The organism is Bradyrhizobium sp. Bra64 (assembly GCF_024519875.1).
In the GTDB taxonomy this organism is placed as follows: Bacteria; Pseudomonadota; Alphaproteobacteria; order Rhizobiales; family Xanthobacteraceae; genus Bradyrhizobium; species Bradyrhizobium japonicum_G.
In genome coordinates this window covers 134,053-152,906 of record NZ_JALJRD010000002.1, presented here as the reverse complement: position 1 = coordinate 152,906, position 18,854 = coordinate 134,053, and the positions used below count along the sequence as shown (strand labels likewise).

Sequence of the window (18,854 nt, the reverse complement as noted above, 5' to 3'; positions counted from 1 at the left end):
TCCTTGCCGATGCTTGTGCTAATTCCGCCACAACGTCACCCACCCGATAAACGGACAGCAGCCGAGCGAGGGGCTGCCTGTCGGGCCAACCAGCGGACAAGCCGCAGGTTGGTCCGGACCACGCAATGTGTTGGCGATGATGGCATCATGCCACTGTTTTGCCCGACGGATCAAGTCGATTTCGTAAAATCCGCAAGCGTCGGTGATCAAGCCATTGATATCGCTGGCACCGGCTACTGTGCATGGGGTTGTTTTCGAATATTTGTGTTGCGCGGCCCGCCGGGCCTTGTCGCAGCCGGTTCTAGTGTCCGCCGAGATAGGCCGTGATCAGCCTGGGATCGTGGATGAGATCCTTGGCGGGGCCTGACTGAACGACCTCGCCGGTCTCGAGCACATAACCGTAATCGGCCGTCTCGAGCGCGGCGCGGGCGTTCTGCTCGACCAGCAGAATCGACACGCCGAGATCGCGCAGCGAGGCGATGGTACGGAAGATCTCGCGGACGATCAGCGGCGCAAGCCCGAGGCTCGGCTCGTCCAGCATGAGAAGTTTCGGCTTGGCCATCAGCGCGCGGCCGAGCGCGAGCATCTGGCGCTCGCCGCCGGAGAGCGTGCCTGCGGCCTGGCGCTGCCGTTCCTTCAGGCGGGGGAAGCGGTCATAGACCTCCTCCAGCGTCTTCTGCACGCCGGAGCGATCGCGCAGGCTGTAGGAGCCGAGCAGGAGGTTGTCGGCGACCGACATGTCGGAGAACAGCTCGCGCTTCTCCGGAACCAGGCACAGCCTGCGCTCGACGCGGTCTTCGACGGAGATCTTCCCGATGTCGTTGCCCTGAAACACCATGCGGCCTCGCGCCGCGAGCAGCCCGATGGCGGCCATCAGCAGCGTGGTCTTGCCGGCGCCGTTCGGGCCGATGACGGTGACGATCTGCCCTTCCTCGACCGACAGCGACACGTTGCGGACGGCCTCGACATTGTCGTAGCAGACCGTCACGTCCGTCATGGAAAACATCGAGGTCACGCGACGCCTCCAAGGTAAGCCTCTTGAACCCGCTCGTCGCTCCGTATCGCCGCCGGTACGCCCTCGCAGAGCTTGGATCCGAAATCGAGCACCACGATGCGGTCGACCAGCGACATCACGAACTCCATGTCGTGCTCGACGATCAGGATGGTCAAATTGTCGGCGCGCAGCGTGCGCAGCAGTTCCGCAAGCCGCAGCTTCTCCTGGCGGCGAAGGCCTGCCGCCGGCTCGTCGAGCACGAGCAGGGTCGGGTCCGCGGCCAGCGCACGCGCGATCTCGAGGATACGCTGATTGCCGAGCGGCAGATTGCCGGCTAGCTCGAACGGCTTGCCACCGAGCCCGACGCGCTCGAGCTGCATCAGCGCCTCGTGCCGGGTGCTGGCTTCTTCGTGCTGGTTGAGCCGGAAGGCGCCGGCGAGCAGGCCCGTGCGGGTGCGGGCATAGGTTCCGAGCATCACGTTTTCCAGCAGGCTCATGCGCGGCCTGAGCTTGACGTGCTGGAAGGTTCTGGCGATCCCGGCCCTGGCGATGCGCGACTGCGCGTCGCGCGTGATCGGCCGTCCCGCGAAGACGACCTCGCCCTTGTTGACCCGGAGTGCGCCGGTCAGGCAGTTGAACATCGTGCTCTTGCCGGCGCCGTTCGGGCCGATCACGGCAAGGATCTCGCCAGACCGCACCTCGAAGCTGACATTGTTGACGGCGACCAGGCCGCCGAACCGGCGCTCGGCGCCTTCGACCTTCAGAAGCAGCTCGCCCGGCGCCGGTTGCGCGCGGCGGGGCAGGGGCGGCGCCGGTTGCGGACGCTCACGCCGTATCTTCGGCAGATAGCGCGCGACGAACGGCACGATGCCTTGCCGCGCCCATTGCAGGAACAGGATGAACAGCGCCGAGAAGGCCACGATCTCGAGCTGCCCGGACGCGCCCTTGGCGATCAGCGGCAGATAGTCCTGCACGCTGTTCTTGAGCAGCGTGACCACCGCGGCGCCCACCACGCCGCCGAGCAGGCTGCCGGCGCCGCCGACCATCGACATCATCAGATATTCGATGCCCATGCCGGCATCGAACGGGCCCGGGCTGATGAAGCGGCTCATATGCGCGTAGAGCCAGCCCGACAGCGAGGCGAGGGCGGCTGCGATCACGAAGGTCACGAGCTTGATCCGGAAGGCGTTGATGCCGAGGCTCTCGACCAGCGTATTGCCGCCGCGCAGCGCGCGCATGGCGCGGCCGAGCCTGGAGTCCAGCAGGTTGTAACCGAGCAGGAGCACGGCGGCGACGATGCCCCAGATCAGGAAATAGATCTGCGCGCTGGAGACCAGCGCGAACGAGCCGATGCTGATCGGCGGGATCGACGAGATGCCGTTGAACCGGCCGAGCCCCTCGACATTGCCGAACAGGAAGCCGATCGCGAGGCCCCAGGCGACGGTCGAGAGCGACAGGAAATGGCCCTGAAGCCGCAAGGTGACGACGCCGAGGATCGCTGCGACGGCGCAGGTCAGCACGACGCCGAACACCAGGCCGAGCCAGGGCGAATACCCGTTCAGCGCCGAGACCCACGCTGTCGCATAGGCCGCGACGCCGACGAAGGCCGCCTGTCCGAACGACACGATGCCGCCGACGCCGGTGAGCAGCGCCAGCCCGATGGCGACCAGCGAATAGATGCCGATGTAGTTCATCAGCGTGATGCTGAAGGGGCTCAGGACGAAGGGTGCGAGCGCGAGGCACACCACCGCCGCGATCGCGACGAGCTGAACATGGAAGCGCGTCATTCCTCGATCTCCTCCTCGGAATGCAGCGAGGCGAGGGACCGCCAGATCAGGATCGGGATCAGGAGCGAGAACACGATGACGTCCTTCAGCGCACTGCTCTCGAAGGATGCGAAGCTTTCGAGGATGCCGACGCCGACGGCGCCGATCGCAGCACCGGGATAGCTGGTCATGCCGCCCACGATGGCGCCGACGAAGGCCTTGAGGCCGATCAGGAAGCCGGAATCGTAGAACACGGTGTTGACCGGCGCGATCAGGATCCCCGATACGCCGGCCATCAGCGACCCCAAAAGATAGGCGATCGTGCCGGCGCGCGCCGGCCTTATCCCCATCAGCCGCGATCCGGTGCGATTGACTGCGGTGGCGCGCAGCGATTTGCCGACCAGCGTGAAGTCGAAGAAGAGATAGAGCAAGCCGCTGAAGAGAAGGGCCGCGATCACGATCAGCATGGTCTGGCCCGAGACCAGGACGCCGGCGAACTCCGTCGAGAACGATGTCAGCGGCTCGGTTCGGACGCCTTCGGGACCGAAGAACAGGAGGCCGAGGCCGACAAGCGCGTAATGCAGTGCGACGGAGACCGTCAGGAGCAGCAGCACCGATCCGTCCGCAATCGGGCGGAAGACGATCCGATCCAGCAGCGGCGCAATGGGCGTGATCAGCATCAGCGCCAGCACGAGCCTGACCACAAGCGGCGGCTCGATGCGCATCGTCAGCCAGGCGGCGCCGACCACCGCCAAGGGCAGCACGAGATAGAACAGCAGCGCACGCGGCAGCAGCCGCAGCTCGCCGGCGCGCAGGAGCGAGAGGATCTCGATCAGCGTGGCAAGGCAGGCCAGCACCACGACCAGCGAGCCGGTCCCGGGAAACCGCTTCGCATCGAGCGCTGCAAGTGTCAGCGCGGTGAACGCGGCGATGTCGCCAAAGGGAATGAAGATGACCCGCGTCACCGTGAAGATGAGGACGGTCCCGATCGCCACCAGCGCATAGACTGCGCCGGTGGCTATCCCGTCGATCCCAAGGATGGCTGCGATGTCGCTCGTCATTGAGACGCCGTCCCCCGTTATGACTGCCCGCGCGTCGCTTTCCGGCTACGGCGCGTACTTCCAGGCGCCGCCGGTCAGGCGCACGACGACGAGCGAGCGCTCGTCGACGCCGGTCACCGCACCGGGCTTGAAGTTGTAGACCGCATGCACGCCCGGCAGCTCCTTGGTGCTGAGGATGGCGTCCCGCAGCGCCGTGCGGAATTCGGCCGTTCCGGGTTTTGCGGTCTTCAGCGCGCGCTCGGCGGCGTTGGCGAAAATCAGCCAGGCGTCGAAGGAGTAGGCGGAGAAGCCGTCGGTAGTCGGAATGTTGTGGGTCTTCTGGTAGACGCTGCGAAAGTCCAGCGCGATCTTCTTGGCAAAGTGTCCGTCGGGAAGCTGCTCGGCGACGATCACGGGGCCGGCGGAGACCTGAATGCCGTCCGCCGCCTTGCCGCCGACGTTGACGAAGTCCGGGTTGACCAGCGCCACCGTTCCGTAGGTGTTGCCCTTGAAGCCGCGCTCGGAGAGGCTGAGAAGAGGCAGCGCGCCTTGCGTCCCCGAGCCGCCGTCCAGCACGGCGTCGGGACGCGTGGCCATCACCTTGAGGATCTGGGCCGTCACCGACGTGTCGGTGCGCGCATAGCGCTCGTTGCTCTGGATCTTGATCTCGCCGGCGGCCTCGGCCGCCTTGGCACCGTTGTAGACGAGGTCGCCCCAGGCGTCGGAGAAGCCGATGTAACCGATGTTCTTCATGCCGTCGCGCTTCATGCGGTCGGCGATGATCTTGACGAGGAGGGAGGCCGGCTGCGGCACCGACACCACCCACTGCTCCGGCGATTCCGGAAGCTTGCCGATCGGCGAGACCGCGATCATCGGCACCTTGAGCTCGCTCGCGACCGCGGTCATGGCGATGGTCGAGGGCGCCGTCGCGGTGCCGATCAGGAGGTCGACCTTCTCCTCTTCCACCAGCTTGCGCGCGTTGCGGGTGGCCGCCGACGGGTCGGAGCCGTCGTCGAGCTGGATCAGGCGGATGGTCTCGCCGTTGATGGTCTTCTTGTATTCATAGGCGGCGTTGATGCCCCGCCCATAGGGGATGCCGATCGACGAGCCGTTGCCGCTGAGCGACGTCACGAAGCCGATGGTGATGTCGGCTCGCGCCGCGGGTGCCGCCAGGATGCCGGCGGCAAGGGCGAATAAGCTCAAGGTCTTGCGCATTTGCATTCTCCTCCATGGGTGCAGGACATCAATGCCGGGAAGCCGAAGCTCCCGGTTGCGGACGAACCGATCGAAAGGGGACATGCGGCGCCCGAGCGGGCCGCGATGGAAGAGCGTTGGCGCGATCGCGTGGCGCTGCAGGCAATGCTGCTGCCGGCTGTTCAAGCCCGACGAGTGTCCGCACGATCGAGTTTTCCAAAATCGATGCCCTGCAACTCATTGTCCAGGCCGCCGGCAACGCACCGGTCGGAAGAATTATTTAAAGCCTAAAGTATTGTTGGTGGGGCCGTCAACTCGTGTCATGGCCCCGTCAGAAAAAAATGTTGCTGCATACAATTTCTCCAGGCTCTGCCAATTCAGTCGCATCTTTGCTGCCTAATTCAGCCTGCTCGATGCCCCCTGCGGGCGCCCGCGCCGGATGCTGCCGCTCACATTTGACGGGCCAATTAGTTTATGGTTGAAATATATTGGTCGGCCGCCGACGACCGATCCTCCCATGCCCGTTCGAGGAGTAGGACGATGCGCATCTACTGGCAGAGCTTCGTCGATGCGAGCGTGAACGCGCCCTACATGGCGCGGCTGTCCGAGTACCTCAACACGATCGCGGCGCCCGGCACGACCGTCGATGTCGAGGGCATTTCGCCGCCGGACCGCGAGTTCGGCCGGCTCGCCGAATTGCGCTGCGCGGTGCAGGCCATCGACAACGGGATCGCGGCCGAGGAGAGCGGGTACGACGCCTTCGTGATGGGGCACTTCCAGGACCCCGGTCTCTACGAGCTTCGCTCGGCGCTCGACATTCCCGTGATCGGGACCGGCGAGGCAACCTTGCTTGCTGCATCGCAGCTTGGCCGTCGTCTCGGTCTCGTGACGCTCGACCCGGTTTTCGAGGTCTGGCACTACGAGCAGGCCGAGCGGTACGGTCTCGGCGATCGCATCGTTCACGTGACCGGTCTCGGCTGCAAGCCCGAGGATTTCGCCGGCGCATTCGCGGGCGATCAGGCCGCGCAGGCCCGCATGATCAAGGATTTTGTCGCCTGCGCCCTTCCGCTCGTGGAACACGGCGCCGATGTCGTGATCCCTGCCGGTGTGCTGCCCGGTCTTCTGATCGGACGGGAGCACGGCCTGAAGGTCGGGCACGCCCCCGTGGTCAATTGCGCAGCGGTCGCTTTGAAGAATGCCGAGATGTGGGTTCAGCTCAGGCAGCTCAACGGCACCGAGCCCAGCCGCGGGCCGAGCTTCAAGCGCGCCAGCGACCTGGCGCGCAACGATTTCCGCGCCCTGCTTGCCCGCAACAAGGGTTAGGCCGGGCGCGATGACCAGTCTGGAGAGCGAGACATGATGACCCCTGAGAAGATCCTCTATGAGACCGAAGTGACTGCGACGGGAGGCCGGGACGGCAAGGCCGCAAGCGCCGACGGCCTGCTGTCGGTGTCGCTGTGCCTGCCGAAATCGATGGGCGGCCCTGGCGGCGAGGGGACCAATCCGGAGCAGCTGTTTGCGGCGGGCTACGCTGCGTGCTTCCTTGGTGCGGTCAAGCTGGTGGCGCGGACCCGGAAGGTCGTTCCTTCCGCCGAGCCCTCGGTGACCGCGAAGGTCGCGATGGGGCCGGTTCCGGTCGGATATGCGCTTGCGGTCGAATTGAAGGTCAGCCTGCCCGGAATCGAGAAATCGGTTGCGGAGGAGGTGGTTGCCGGTGCGCATGAGCGTTGTCCCTATTCGAACGCGACGCGTGGAAATATCGAAGTCAAGCTGACGGTGATCTGAGGTGGCCGACCGGTGAAGAATTCCCAGCGCACACCGTACGACGGCGTCGTGATGGCAGCTCCCGTCACGATTCCCTATGTGCGCTACTCCGTCGAGAGCGCGCAGTGGTGGATCGGCCGCGCGCTCAGTGCGCTGGTCGCGCAGGCGGGCATCAAGGCCGCCGACATCGACGGTCTCTGCGTCTCCAGCTTCACCATGGGGACCGACAGCGGCATCGGACTGACGCAGCATTTCGGGCTCTGCGTCCGATGGCTCGACACCATCCCGCTCGGCGGCGCCAGCGCGATTGCGGCTTTGCGCAAGGCGGCGCGCGCAGTTCAGGCCCATGACGCCGACATCGTTGCCTGCGTGGCCGGCGATACCAACCACGTCGATTCCTTCCGGCTGACGCTCGAGAACTTTTCACGCTTCAACCAGGACGCCGTCTACCCCTACGGTGCGGGCGGAGCCAATTCGAGCTTCGCGCTGATCGCCCGCAACTATATGCGGACCTATGGCATCACGCGTGAGGATGTCGGCAGGATCGCGATCGCCCAGCGCGCCAACGCGCTGCGCAATCCGAACGCACTGATGAAGGCACCGCTGACGCTGGAGCAGTATCTCGCGGCCCGGCCGATTTCCGACCCGATCCACTTGTTCGACTGCGTGATGCCTTGCGCCGGCGCGGAAGCCTTCCTGGTGATGCGCGAGGAGACCGCGGCGTCGCTGGGCTTGCCGGCGGCCAGGCCGCTGTCCACGATCGAGCGGCACAACGCCTTTGCCGACGACCCGATGCAGGTGCGCGGCGGGTGGGCGATGGATGTCGGCGAGCTCTATGCGATGGCCGGCGTGAAGCCCGACGATCTCGATGTCGTGCAGACCTACGACGACTATCCCGTCATCACCATGATGCAGTTCGAGGACCTCGGCTTCTGCAAGAAGGGCGAGGGGGCAGAATTCGTGCGCGAGCATGATCTCACGATCGAAGGTGACTTTCCGCACAACACGTCGGGCGGGCAGCTCTCGGTCGGACAGGCCGGCGCCGCCGGTGCCTATCTCGGTCTCGTCGAAGGGCTACGGCAAGTCCTGGGAACCGCGGGCCCGACCCAGGTGAAGAATGCGAGCCTCGGTTTGGCCTCGGGGTTCGGTATGATCAATTATGATCGCGGTCTCGCCTCGGGCGCCGTGATCTTTGCAGGGCCTTCGCGATGATCGATCCGATCAACCCACCCGGGCGCAAGAACCCGCTGCTGCGGACGCGGCTTCCCGCGTCGCCGCCGCGGCCGCGCAGCCGCACGTCACACGGGTTCACGCGAGCGGCCGCCGAAGGCCGCTTCGTGCTGCAGCGCTGCGAAGCCTGCGGCGTCTTCGCTTATCCGGCGCGGGAGGCTTGTCCGTCCTGCCTGTCGCCCGACCTCGTCTTCGTCGACGCGCCGCGCCGGGGCACGCTTCTCGCCGAGACGACGGCGCGGGTGCCGAGCGATGTCTATTTTCGCGAACGGGCGCCGTGGCGGATCGGTCTCGTCAAGATGGATTGCGGTCCGACGATCGTGACGCATCTGCACGCCGATTGCGTCGAGGGCGCAGCGGTCCGCATGTCGTTTCAGCTCGACAAGAGCGGTCAGGCTGTGGCCTTTGCCCGACCCGAGGGGGAGACTCCCAATATGGCAGACGACAGGCAATGGCGGGAAATGACGGCCGATCCGAAGTTCAGGCGGGCGCTCGTGACCAACGGTCGTAGCGTGGTCGGACAGGAAGCCGTCGCCGCGTTGAAGGCCGCCGGTGCGAAAACCGTGTTCGTCGGCGTGTCCGAACCTTGGCGGCCGTTTGCCGGCGAAGAGCTGCTGCGCGGGCAGCAGGGTATCGAAGTCGTGCCCCTGGACGCCGCCGATGAGAAATCCGCCGTCGATCTCGCCGCCGACATCGGCGGCAAGGTGGATATCCTGGTGAACACCACCGAATATGTACGGCCAGGCGGCCTGCTCGACCGCAGGGGCACGAGCATCGCCCGGGACGAGGTCGATCAGGCCTATCTCGGCTTCATCAATCTCGCGCAGGCCTTTGGGCCCGCCATGCGGATGCGCGGCGCCGACGGCATCAACAACAGCGTGGCATGGGTGAACGTCCTGTCGGTCTATGCGCTCGCCAACTGGCCCGCCTTCGGCGCTTACTCGGCCTCGCAAGCCGCGTGCCTGTCGCTCTCGCACTGTCTTCGTGCGGAGCTGCGGCCGGGCGGCATCAAGCTGATGAACCTGTTCACGGGGCCGGTTGACACCGAGTGGTTTCAGACCGTGCCGCCGCCGAAGGTGGCCCCGCGCGCGATTGCGCAGGCGATCGTGTCGGGGCTGAGGGGCGGGCTCGAAGAGATCTATGTCGGAGATGTCGCCGAGGAAATCCGGCAGCGTCTCGCGGCCAATCCGAAAGCGCTCGAGCGCGAGCTCGACAGGTGAAACGCGGATTTCAACCAAGCCGGAGGACGTGACGATGCAAAGCAAGAATCTCCTGGAGCTGGCGGGTGCGATTTCTTCCGGCGTGGTGCGCGTCGTCGATCTGACCTTCACGCTCAGTCCGGATTTTCCCGTCATCGTGCTGCCGCCGGAATTCGGCCAGGCGGCGCCAGTCCGCATCCAGGAGATCTCGCGCTATGACGGTCGCGGCCCGGCCTGGTACTGGAACAATGTCACGTTCGGCGAACATACCGGCACGCATTTCGATGCGCCGATTCACTGGTTCACCGGCAAGAACCTGCCCAACAATGCCGTCGACACCATGCCGACCAAGGACATGATCGCGCCGGCCTGCGTGATCGACTGCTCCGCGCAGGCGGCGCAGGATCCCGACTTCGTGCTGACGGTTCCGATCGTCGAAGCCTGGGAAGCGCAGCACGGCCGGATTCCCGAGCGCAACTGGGTGCTGCTGCGGACCGACTGGTCGAAGAAGGGCTGGCGGGACTATTCCAATCTCAGGGACGATGGCGCGCATACGCCGGGTCCGAATCCGGCCGTCATGAAATGGCTGGTCGAGGAGCGCGGCGTCATCGGGTTCGGCACCGAGACCATCGGCACCGATGCGGGGCAGGCCGGGCATTTCGAGCCGCCTTATCCGGCGCATCACTTCCTGCACGGCGCGGGCCGCTACGGCCTGCAATGTCTCTGCAATCTGGATCAGCTTCCCGCCACCGGGGCCGTCATCGTGGCCTCGCCACTGAAGATCCAGAACGGCTCCGGCAGTCCGCTTCGCGTCATCGCGCTGGTCTCGTCAACCTGAAGCGAACACATTGCACTTGCCCATCAGAACAAGAAACCCTCACGAAAGACAGGTGCCATGAACGTGATCAAGAGCCTGCTGGTCACCACTGCTTTGCTCGTTGCCGTCTCGAATAATGCGCAAGCGGAAATTCTGATTGGATTCGTCACCGGACTCAGCGGCCCGGTGTCCTCGATCGGAATTCCGAACGCGAAGGGGATCGCTGCGGGGCAGGCCTACGTCGGAGAGATCGGCGGCGAGAAGCTGCGGGTCATCCAGCTTGACGACGGCTCCGATCCGACCGCCTCGGCGCGCAACGCCCGCAAGCTGGTCGAGCAGGAGAAGGTCGATGTTCTCATCGGCACCTCCGGCGCGCCGCAGACACTGGCGATGGCGACGGCGGCGATCGAGATGAAGATCCCGATGATCGCGGTGTCCCCGATCGCACCGGTGCCGGCCGGAGACGGCGGGCCATGGGTGGTGCAAACGCCGCAGCCGACGCCGCTTCTCGTGCAGGGCATCGTCGACCACATGAAGGCGCGGGGACTCAAGACGGTAGCGTTCATCGGCTTCTCCGATGCGTTCGGCGACCTCATGTACAATTCGCTCGAGCAAAGTGCGAAGACGGCCGACATCAAGGTCATCGCCAATGAACGCTACGCGCGATCCGACTCGTCGGTGACGGCCCAGGTGTTGCGCGCGCTTGCCGCACGTCCCGACGCCATCATGCTGGGCGGCACCGGAACGCCTGGGGCGTTGCCGGTCATCGCCTTGTCCGAGCGCGGATACAAGGGACCGCTGTACGGCAATCACGGGCTCATCAGCGCCGATTTCCTCCGTCTGGCCGGCAAGGCCGCCAACGGCATCATCTGCCCGACCGGGCCGGTGACCGCGGCTGAGCAGCTTCCAGCCGGCAATCCGATCCAGAAGGTGGCCCTGGATTTCCGGACGGCCTTTGAAAAGGCGAACGGCGAGGCGCCGACGGATTCGTTCTCGTCCTATTCGTTCGACGGCTGGCTGGTTTTCGTCGATGCGGCCAAGCGCGCGATGGCAACCGGTGCCAAGCCCGGTTCGCCGGAATTCCGCACCGCGCTGCGTGAGGCGCTGTTCACGACCAAAGAGGTCGTTGGGACGCAAGGCGTTTATACCTACACGCCGGCGGATCGGCACGGCGTCGATGGTCGTTCGCGCATCATGGTCCAGATCGAAGACGGCAAATACAAGCTGCTGCCCTGAGCGAGGCGGATGTGACGGAGAGCAACGTACAGGCAATGGCTGGCCCCGTCGTCGGAGACGGCGGCGTGGCGCCGGCCTGGGCGCGCGCAGTCGAGCTGTTTTCGCCGCAGGACCGGATTCTCTCGACCATCCTCGCGCGGCAGGCTGCGCGCTATGGCGACCGCGTCCTGCTCGTGTCGGGCGAGACGCGCTGGACCTACGCGCAAACCGCGGCGATTGCGGCGGCGTCTGCACAGACGCTTGCCGACGCCGGGATCAGGGCCGGCGACCGGGTCGCGCTGATGTGCTCCAACCGGCCGGAATTTCTTCAGGTCTATCTCGGCTGCGCCTGGCTCGGCGCGATCGCGGTGCCCATCAACACGGCGCTGCGCGGTTTCCAGCTGTCCCACATCTTCCACAATTCGCGTCCCGCGCTCCTCGTCGTCGAAGCCGCGCTTCTCGCGGCGATCGGGACGGTCGACGGAGACGTCGAGCTTCCGTCCCGGACGTGGACCGTCGGGCCCGTCGACGAAACGAGCGAGACGACCTCTTCGGTGCCGTTGCCGGCCCTCGCAGCCGAAGCCCCGGCCGGGGCCGTGCGTCCCGGCGACACCGTCGCCATCCTCTACACGTCAGGCACCACCGGACCGGCCAAGGGCGTATGCTGCCCACAGGCGCAATTGTTCTGGTGGGGCGTCTACTCGGCGCGGGCGCTTGGCATCCGCGATGGCGACGTGCTGTTCACCACGCTGCCGCTGTTTCACACCAACGCGCTGAATGCGTTCTATCAGGCCGTCCTGAACGGCTGCACCTATGTGCTGGAGCCGAAATTTTCGGCGTCGGGCTTCTGGGCGGCGGCGCGTCGACACAATGCGACCGTCGGCTATCTGCTCGGCGCCATGGCATCGATGCTTTTGGCGCAGCCCGTGAGCGCGGACGAGTCAGCGCATCGGCTTCGCGTCGCGCTCGGCGGCGGCGTGCCGCCTCAGATCCACCGGCCGTTCCTCGAGCGGTTCGGCGTGCCGCTGGTCGACGGCTACGGTTCGACGGAGACCAATTTCGTGTTCGCCGGTCCGATTCCTTCGGATCGTCCGGGGACGATGGGATATCTGGCTGACGGCGTCGAGGCCCGCATCGTCGATGCGGATGATTCCGCCCTGCCTGACGGGCAGGCGGGTGAGCTGGTGCTGCGCGCCCTGGAGCCTTTCGCGTTCGCGACCGGCTATTTCGGCATGCCGGAGAAAACGGTCGAGGCGTGGCGAAACCTCTGGTTCCATTCGGGCGACCGCGTCCTTCGGGACGCCGACGGGCATTACCGCTTCATCGATCGCATGAAGGATTCGATCCGCAGGCGCGGCGAGAACGTATCCTCGTGGGAGGTCGAGCAGACCATCCAGTCCCATTCGGCGGTTGCGGCCTGCGCGGTCTATCCTTTGCCGTCGGAATTGGGAGAGGACGAGGTCGCGGTCGCAATCTTGCCGGAGCCCGGCCAATCACTGCAGCCCGTCGACATCATCCGCTACTGCGAAGGGCAGATCGCCTATTTCGCCATTCCCCGCTATGTGCGGATCGTGAGCCAGATGCCGCTGACGGAGAATGGCAAGATCAAGAAGGGCGTGCTGCGCGACGCCGGCCTGACGACGGATACGTGGGACCGCGAAGCGGCCGGCATCCGGGTGCGACGCTAGAGCATGATCCGGAAAAGTGCGAAGCGGTCTTCCGAAAAGATCATGCTCAAACAAGAACCTAAAGCGCGATGACGATTCATCCCAATCTCATCGCGCTTCAGTCCCCGGGGCGGCTCACGATTTTTGCAGCGCGTCCCTGAGGGCCCCCTTGAGGTGGTCGAGCTCGCCGGTCAATCCGTCGAGCCTGCCGGCTGGGAAATCCGCCAGCAGCTCGGCAAGCCACGTGCCATGGCTCTTTGCCATGCGCCGGAAGGCTTTCCGTCCCTCCACGGTCATGCAGACGATCTGCACGCGCCGGTCCAGGCTCGAAGGGGTGCGGGTGATGTAGCCGTCCTCGACCAGGCGCTCCACAATCGGCGTGAGGTTCCCGGCGGAGACCATCAGGCGCTTCGGCAGTTCGCCCAGCACCAATCCGCTCGGCTCGCGGTCGAGCTGGGCCAGAACGTCGAAGCGGGGCATCGTGAAATCGAATTCTTCGCGAAACCGGCGCCGCAGCTCGCCCTCGATCATCGTCGTGCAGGCCAGCAGCCGGAGCCAAAGCCGCGTTTGAGCCCTGTACTCGGCCTCCTGATCGGCCCCGTTCCTGGTCGAAACAGGCGGGGTCTCCTTCGCGAGTGCCAAATCAAATCTCCTGGGGCCTCTGGGCCGATCGAAAGCTGACGGCTTTCGTGAACATCTTGCAAGATAGTTCGTGCCAAAAGTAAATTCAAGGCTGGTCCTGAGCGATGCCGAATCGGCCCTGTTGCACACCGGATTTGCAGTTTGCCAACAGATGGATGCCTCGGCGGACCGGCATCTCCGGGACCAGCAGAGAAGCGCCTTGACAATCCTTGCTCCGACGAAATATTTTATGCTTAAAATAATTTGACGGCCAGCTCGGCTAACGGCGCGGTGCGCGGAAGCGAGGGATCATGCGCATAGTCTGTATCGGCGGCGGCCCGGCCGGACTCTATCTGGGCCTCCTGATGAAGCGCCGGCACCCGGAGCATGTCGTCTCCGTCGTCGAGCGCAACAAGCCCTACGATACGTTCGGCTGGGGCGTGGTGTTCTCGGACGCCATGATGCAGGCCATGCGGATTGCCGATCCCGAGAGCGCCACGGAGATCGAGGACGCCTTCAACCATTGGGACGACATCGAGCTCGTCTTCAAGGGAACACGGCAGCGGACGACCGGTCATGGCTTCATCGGCATCGGGCGCAAGCATCTGCTCAACATCCTGCAACGACGCTGCGAGGCGCTCGGCGTCGAACTCGTCTTCGAGCGTGACGTCGAATCCGATCTCGAATTTCCCGACGCCGACCTGATCGTCGCCTGCGACGGCGTCAATTCCAGGATCCGCGCCCGCTATGCCGAGCAATTCCAGCCCGACATGGTGATCCGGCCGAACCGCTACATCTGGCTCGGCACCAGGAAGGCCTTCGACGCCTTCACGTTCGACTTCCAGAAGACCGAGCACGGCTGGTTCCAGGCGCACATCTACAAGTTTGATGCCGAGACCTCGACCTTCATCGTCGAGACCACGGAAGAAGCCTATGACGCCCACGGCCTCGGCGAGCTCGACCAGCAAGGGTCGATCGACTTCTGCGAGAAGATCTTTGCCGAAACGCTGGATGGAGCAAAGCTCCTGACCAATGCGCGCCATCTGCGCGGCTCGGCCTGGCTCAATTTCAGCCGCCTGATCTGCGGCAAATGGAGCGTGTTCAACGGCCGATCCCATGTCGTGCTGATGGGCGACGCCGCGCACACCGCGCATTTCGCGATCGGCTCGGGCACCAAGCTCGCGCTCGACGACGCGATCGAGCTCGCCAACCAGTTCGACCGCCATGGCCATGGGCGCGACAGCATTGCGACCGTGCTGGAGGCCTACGAGGAGGTCCGCCGCGTCGACGTGGCGCGCATCCAGAACGCTGCGCGCAACGCCATGGAATGGTTCGAGGTGGTGGGCCACCGCTATGCCGACACGCTCGAGCCGCCGCAGTTCTTCTATTCGATGCTGACGCGCTCGCAGCGCATCAGTCACGAAAACCTTCGGCTGCGCGATCGCACCTGGCTGGAGGGTTTTGAGCGCTGGTTCGCCGCGCGCGCGGGGATCGCCGTCAAGGACGGCGAGCGGGTGCCGCCGCCGATGTTGACGCCGCACCGGGTGCGGGGGCTGACGCTTGCGAACCGGATCATGGTCTCGCCGATGGCGATGTATTCGGCGCAGGACGGCCTCATCGACGACTTCCACATCGCCCATCTCGGCGCGCGCGCCATGGGCGGCGCCGGGCTGATCTTTGCCGAGATGACCTGCGTGTCGCCGGATGCGCGGATCACGCCGGGTTGCCTCGGCCTCTGGAACGACGCGCAGCAGGCGCAGTGGCGCCGCCTCGTCGATCTGATTCACGGTCTGGGGCACGCCAAGGTCGGTATCCAGCTCGGTCATGCCGGCCGAAAGGGATCGACCAGACTGGCCTGGGAAGGCATCGACCAGCCGCTCGAATCCGGCAATTGGCCGCTGATCTCCGCGTCCGAGCTGCCATATCTGCCCAACAGCCAGTCGCCGCGGGCGATGGATCGCAACGACATGGACCGCGTGCGCGACGATTTCGTCGCGGCGACCCGTCGCGCCGCCGCTGCAGGTGTCGAGTGGCTCGAGCTGCATTGCGCGCACGGCTATCTGCTGTCGAGCTTCCTTTCGCCGCTGACCAACCGGCGCACCGACGACCATGGCGGCAGCCACGAGAACCGTGCGCGCTTTCCTCTGGAGGTGTTCAAGGCCGTGCGCGCCGAATGGCCGTCGGACCGGCCGATGTCGGTGCGCCTGTCCTGCCATGACTGGACCGAGGGCGGCAACACGCCGGCCGATGCCGCGATCTTCGCCGCGATGTTCAAGGAAGCGGGCGCAGACGTGATCGACTGCTCTTCGGGCCAGGTCTGGAAGGAGGAGCGACCGATCTATGGACGCCTGTTCCAGACGCCGTTCGCCGATCTGATCCGCAACGAAGTCGGTATCGAAACCATCGCGGTCGGCGCGATCTCCGAAGCCGACCACGCCAATTCGATCCTCGCCGCGGGGCGTGCCGATCTCTGTGCGATTGCGCGGCCGCATCTCGCCGATCCGGCCTGGACGCTGCACGAGGCGGCGCGCATCGGCATCACCGCGGTCAATTGGCCGAAGCAATATCAGTCCGCCAAGGGACAGTACGAAGCCAATCTGGCGCGCGCGGCCGCGGCCGCCGCCGCCCAATGAACGGAGGAGGCACCCTATGAGCTCCGTCGCCAAAGTGATCCGGCGCGAGTGGCTGGACTGGCCGTTCTTCGAGGCGCGTCACCGCACCATCGGCGAGGCGCTCGACCGCTTCGTGCAGTCGGGGGTGATCGATACGATCGACCATGATGACGTCGACGGCGCCTGCCGCAAGCTCGTGCGCGCGATGGGCGCGGCGGGACTGCTCGATTGCGCCGTTGCGGCGCCCGATGGGGATGCGGCCACGATCGATTCCCGCTCGATCTGCCTGTCGCGCGAGACGCTCGCCTATGCCGACGGCCTCGCCGATTTCGCCTTCGCCATGCAGGGGCTCGGCTCCGGCGCCATCGCGCTCGGCGGCTCCGCGGAGCTGCGCAAGTCCGTGCTGCCGAAGGTTCGCTCCGGCGAATGGCTCGCAGCGTTCGCGCTGTCGGAGAAGGAGGCGGGGTCCGACGTCGCGGCGATGTCCTGCACCGCGCGGGCCGACGGCAACGACTACGTCATCGATGGCGAGAAGACCTGGATCTCCAACGGCGGGATCGCCGACGTCTACACGCTGTTTGCGCGGACCGGGGAGGCGCCCGGCGCGCGCGGCATCTCGGCCTTCGTCGTATTCCCGGATGATCCCGGATTCGGCATCGCCGAACGCATCGACGTCATCGCGCCGCATCCGCTGGCGACATTGCGCTTCACGAACTGCCGCATTCCCGCAAGCCGGCGTCTCGGTGCGCCGGGCGGTGGCTTCAAGCTCGCGATGCAGACGCTCGACATCTTCCGCGCATCGGTCGCCGCCGCCGCGCTCGGCTTTGCGCGGCGAGCGCTCGACGAGGCGCTGGCACATGCGCGCAGCCGGCACATGTTCGGTGCGACGCTCGGCGATCTCCAGCTGACCCAGGCTGCGCTCGGCGACATGGCGACCGATACCGACGCCGCCGCGCTCCTGACCTGGCGCGCGGCCTGGCGCCGCGACGTCCAGAAGTTGCCCACCACGCGCGAAGCGGCGATGGCAAAGCTGACGGCCACCGAGACCGCGCAGCGCGTCATCGATCGCGCCGTGCAGATGTTCGGCGGCCGCGGCGTGCGCAAGGGCGAGGTGGTCGAAAGCCTCTACCGCGAGATCCGCGCCCTGCGGATCTACGAGGGTGCGACCGAGGTCCAGAAATTGATCGTTGCGCGCGACATCCTCAAGCCGCGCTGAGATTCGGAAAGTTGCTCATGACCATGACGAAACAACCATCTGCCGCGGACGCTGTCACAACCGGCGGGCCGCGAGTGCTCCAGCCCAGCGGCTGGCCACAGCCGAAGGGATACGCGAACGGCATGATGGCCGACGGACGCCTCGTCGTCACCGGTGGGGTCGTCGGCTGGGATGTTGCAGGTCGATTTGCCGACGGGTTCATTGCACAGGTCCGGCAGACCCTCGAGAACATTGTGGCGATCCTGGCTGAGGGCGGCGCGGGACCGGAACATCTCGTGCGTCTGACCTGGTACGTGGTCGACATGGACGAGTACGTTTCCAACCTCAGGGCGCTCGGCAAGGCCTACCGCGAGGTCATCGGCGTTCACTATCCCAGCATGGCACTCGTCCAGGTCGTGCGTCTTGTCGAGGCGTCGGCGCGAGTCGAGATCGAAGCGACTGCCGTCGTCCCGCGTTGACGCGCGGCGGGAACGGAGCGCGGGATCAATCGATCAACTGCTCTGCCCGCGCCATGCGGCATCGTTCGACTTGCGTGACGGACAGATCTCTGCGGGCTGGCCAAGTCCGCCCTTGCAGCTCCATCAGGTGCAGGTCAGGGAGAGCAGGTCTGGATCGAAGCGCAGGAGCAACGACAACGGCGATGATGACATCATGCGCCTGTGTTGCCCGACGTGTCAAAGGCGCCGCGTGCAGTCGCCTTCAGAAAGCCGATGAGCCTTCGAAAAATCGCCTTTGGAACAAGGGCACTCTACTGTGCATGGGGTTGTTTTCGCAGTTTTCAGTCCGATGCCCGGCGTGCAGCCTCGACCAGAATGCCGTCCGGCCGGCGCAGCGCCTCGAGGATGGTGAAATGGTCAGTGCCTGCGACCGGAACGAGTCTGGGCCAATCGATCAAAACCGCGCCGCGATCTCCCCGAGTCGCCGATACGCCGTCTCGCGCGCAGCGCGGATGGGCTCGGTCGGCCCCGTCGTCGGCCCGATCGGCACGAAGCGCACGTCGCTGACGCCGATGAAGCGGAGCGCCTCGCGCAAATAGGGCGTCGCCATGTCGATGCGGCCGCGATTCATGCCGGTGGCAAAATCGCTTCCGGAGGCGAGGATGACGATGGTTGGGCGGTCCTTGAGCAGGGGAAGATAGCCCCGCGCCGGATCGAACCGGAATGTCAGGCCGGGCTGGATGACGATGTCGAACCATTGCTTCAGCCTGTAGGGGATGCCGAAATTCCACATCGGCGTCGAGATCAGCACGCGATCTGCCAGCGAAAAGCGCAACGCGATCCGCTCCGCCTCGGCAAAGCTGTCGCGCTGCGCGTCGTCGAACGCCTGGGCCTTCATGCGCGCATACTTTGCCTCGACGATGGGACCGATGAATTCCGGCAGCCGCTCGCGCCAGAGATCCATTGCGTCGATGTCCCAGTCGGGCCGCGCTCGGCGAAACCCGTCGAGGAAGACGCGCGCGCCCGCGCTCGACTCGGAGTCGGCGCGGGGTGAGCAGGACAGATGCAGGAGCTTCGCCACC

General features: G+C 65.6%; 16 protein-coding genes. 10 read left to right on the top strand and 6 right to left on the bottom strand.

What is annotated here, in order from left to right; genetic code table 11:
- Nucleotides 1–301 precede the first annotated feature (301 nt).
- The 4 genes from NR187_RS08375 to NR187_RS08360 are packed head-to-tail and all read right to left on the bottom strand — an operon-like array spanning nt 302 to nt 5,015.
- Complete coding sequence (locus NR187_RS08375; RefSeq protein ID WP_211383157.1) at nt 302–1,015, bottom strand: ABC transporter ATP-binding protein; 714 nt, start codon at nt 1,013–1,015, stop codon at nt 302–304.
- Nucleotides 1,012–2,781 carry an ATP-binding cassette domain-containing protein gene (locus NR187_RS08370; protein ID WP_256806250.1) on the bottom strand — a complete coding sequence of 590 codons (1,770 nt, stop codon included), beginning with the start codon at nt 2,779–2,781 and terminating at the stop codon, nt 1,012–1,014. The genes NR187_RS08375 and NR187_RS08370 overlap by 4 nt, the downstream gene beginning before the upstream one ends.
- On the bottom strand, nt 2,778–3,821 hold the full coding sequence (locus tag NR187_RS08365) for a branched-chain amino acid ABC transporter permease (protein WP_211383159.1): 1,044 nt from the start codon (nt 3,819–3,821) through the stop codon (nt 2,778–2,780). Before NR187_RS08365 ends, NR187_RS08370 begins: the two co-directional genes overlap by 4 nt.
- Before the next feature lie 45 nt (nt 3,822–3,866).
- On the bottom strand, nt 3,867–5,015 hold the full coding sequence (locus tag NR187_RS08360; RefSeq protein ID WP_256806249.1) for an ABC transporter substrate-binding protein: 1,149 nt from the start codon (nt 5,013–5,015) through the stop codon (nt 3,867–3,869).
- A 519-nt stretch (nt 5,016–5,534) separates the two neighbouring features.
- Between NR187_RS08360 and NR187_RS08355 the strand changes: the two genes are divergently transcribed.
- The 7 genes from NR187_RS08355 to NR187_RS08325 are packed head-to-tail and all read left to right on the top strand — an operon-like array spanning nt 5,535 to nt 12,907.
- Nucleotides 5,535–6,317, top strand: coding sequence for an aspartate/glutamate racemase family protein (locus NR187_RS08355; RefSeq protein ID WP_256806248.1), 783 nt, complete (start codon nt 5,535–5,537; stop codon nt 6,315–6,317).
- Nucleotides 6,318–6,350: 33 nt separating this feature from the next.
- Nucleotides 6,351–6,779 (top strand): organic hydroperoxide resistance protein, encoded by a 429-nt coding sequence (locus NR187_RS08350; protein WP_315986383.1) that lies wholly within the window; start codon nt 6,351–6,353, stop codon nt 6,777–6,779.
- Nucleotides 6,780–6,791: 12 nt separating this feature from the next.
- The gene (locus tag NR187_RS08345) at nt 6,792–7,970 is read left to right on the top strand and encodes a thiolase family protein (protein WP_256806247.1); all 1,179 of its coding nucleotides are present in this window, start codon (nt 6,792–6,794) and stop codon (nt 7,968–7,970) included.
- Entirely contained in the window at nt 7,967–9,208 is a 1,242-nt protein-coding gene (locus NR187_RS08340; RefSeq protein WP_256806246.1) for an SDR family NAD(P)-dependent oxidoreductase, read from the top strand. Before NR187_RS08345 ends, NR187_RS08340 begins: the two co-directional genes overlap by 4 nt.
- A 34-nt stretch (nt 9,209–9,242) precedes the next feature.
- A complete protein-coding gene (locus tag NR187_RS08335) occupies nt 9,243–10,025 on the top strand; it encodes a cyclase family protein (RefSeq protein WP_211383164.1) in 783 nt (260 codons plus the stop codon).
- Nucleotides 10,026–10,082: 57 nt separating this feature from the next.
- Nucleotides 10,083–11,240 carry an ABC transporter substrate-binding protein gene (locus tag NR187_RS08330; protein WP_256806245.1) on the top strand — a complete coding sequence of 386 codons (1,158 nt, stop codon included), beginning with the start codon at nt 10,083–10,085 and terminating at the stop codon, nt 11,238–11,240.
- A 35-nt stretch (nt 11,241–11,275) separates the two neighbouring features.
- Entirely contained in the window at nt 11,276–12,907 is a 1,632-nt protein-coding gene (locus NR187_RS08325) for an ATP-dependent acyl-CoA ligase (RefSeq protein WP_256806244.1), read from the top strand.
- Between the two features lie 114 nt (nt 12,908–13,021).
- Here the strand turns inward: NR187_RS08325 and NR187_RS08320 are convergent, their stop codons facing one another.
- The gene (locus NR187_RS08320) at nt 13,022–13,528 is read right to left on the bottom strand and encodes a MarR family winged helix-turn-helix transcriptional regulator (RefSeq protein ID WP_211383167.1); all 507 of its coding nucleotides are present in this window, start codon (nt 13,526–13,528) and stop codon (nt 13,022–13,024) included.
- 290 nt (nt 13,529–13,818) lie between these two features.
- Between NR187_RS08320 and NR187_RS08315 the strand changes: the two genes are divergently transcribed.
- From NR187_RS08315 to NR187_RS08305, 3 genes are read left to right on the top strand one after another with little or no spacing between them, the layout of a single operon-like run.
- Nucleotides 13,819–16,140, top strand: a complete 2,322-nt coding sequence (locus NR187_RS08315) for a bifunctional salicylyl-CoA 5-hydroxylase/oxidoreductase (RefSeq protein WP_211383168.1) — start codon at nt 13,819–13,821, stop codon at nt 16,138–16,140.
- Nucleotides 16,141–16,156: 16 nt separating this feature from the next.
- Nucleotides 16,157–17,335 carry an acyl-CoA dehydrogenase family protein gene (locus NR187_RS08310; RefSeq protein WP_211383169.1) on the top strand — a complete coding sequence of 393 codons (1,179 nt, stop codon included), beginning with the start codon at nt 16,157–16,159 and terminating at the stop codon, nt 17,333–17,335.
- Nucleotides 17,336–17,352: 17 nt separating this feature from the next.
- Nucleotides 17,353–17,793 carry a RidA family protein gene (locus tag NR187_RS08305; protein ID WP_211383170.1) on the top strand — a complete coding sequence of 147 codons (441 nt, stop codon included), beginning with the start codon at nt 17,353–17,355 and terminating at the stop codon, nt 17,791–17,793.
- A gap of 433 nt (nt 17,794–18,226) precedes the next feature.
- Here NR187_RS08305 and NR187_RS08300 read toward each other — a convergent pair whose 3' ends face one another.
- Nucleotides 18,227–18,853, bottom strand: coding sequence for an NAD(P)H-dependent oxidoreductase (locus NR187_RS08300; RefSeq protein ID WP_211383171.1), 627 nt, complete (start codon nt 18,851–18,853; stop codon nt 18,227–18,229).
- Nucleotide 18,854: the final 1 nt, after the last annotated feature.

What these genes read in the sequence shown, in the direction of transcription:
- NR187_RS08370 (WP_256806250.1), bottom strand. Translation starts at nt 2,781, where the DNA reads ATGACGCGCTTCCATGTTCAGCTCGTCGCGATCGCGGCGGTGGTGTGC.
- NR187_RS08330 (WP_256806245.1), top strand. Translation starts at nt 10,083, where the DNA reads ATGAACGTGATCAAGAGCCTGCTGGTCACCACTGCTTTGCTCGTTGCC.
- NR187_RS08315 (WP_211383168.1), top strand. Translation starts at nt 13,819, where the DNA reads ATGCGCATAGTCTGTATCGGCGGCGGCCCGGCCGGACTCTATCTGGGC.
- NR187_RS08335 (WP_211383164.1), top strand. Translation starts at nt 9,243, where the DNA reads ATGCAAAGCAAGAATCTCCTGGAGCTGGCGGGTGCGATTTCTTCCGGC.
- NR187_RS08355 (WP_256806248.1), top strand. Translation starts at nt 5,535, where the DNA reads ATGCGCATCTACTGGCAGAGCTTCGTCGATGCGAGCGTGAACGCGCCC.
- NR187_RS08350 (WP_315986383.1), top strand. Translation starts at nt 6,351, where the DNA reads ATGATGACCCCTGAGAAGATCCTCTATGAGACCGAAGTGACTGCGACG.
- NR187_RS08325 (WP_256806244.1), top strand. Translation starts at nt 11,276, where the DNA reads ATGGCTGGCCCCGTCGTCGGAGACGGCGGCGTGGCGCCGGCCTGGGCG.
- NR187_RS08365 (WP_211383159.1), bottom strand. Translation starts at nt 3,821, where the DNA reads ATGACGAGCGACATCGCAGCCATCCTTGGGATCGACGGGATAGCCACC.
- NR187_RS08310 (WP_211383169.1), top strand. Translation starts at nt 16,157, where the DNA reads ATGAGCTCCGTCGCCAAAGTGATCCGGCGCGAGTGGCTGGACTGGCCG.
- NR187_RS08360 (WP_256806249.1), bottom strand. Translation starts at nt 5,015, where the DNA reads ATGCGCAAGACCTTGAGCTTATTCGCCCTTGCCGCCGGCATCCTGGCG.
- NR187_RS08305 (WP_211383170.1), top strand. Translation starts at nt 17,353, where the DNA reads ATGACCATGACGAAACAACCATCTGCCGCGGACGCTGTCACAACCGGC.
- NR187_RS08340 (WP_256806246.1), top strand. Translation starts at nt 7,967, where the DNA reads ATGATCGATCCGATCAACCCACCCGGGCGCAAGAACCCGCTGCTGCGG.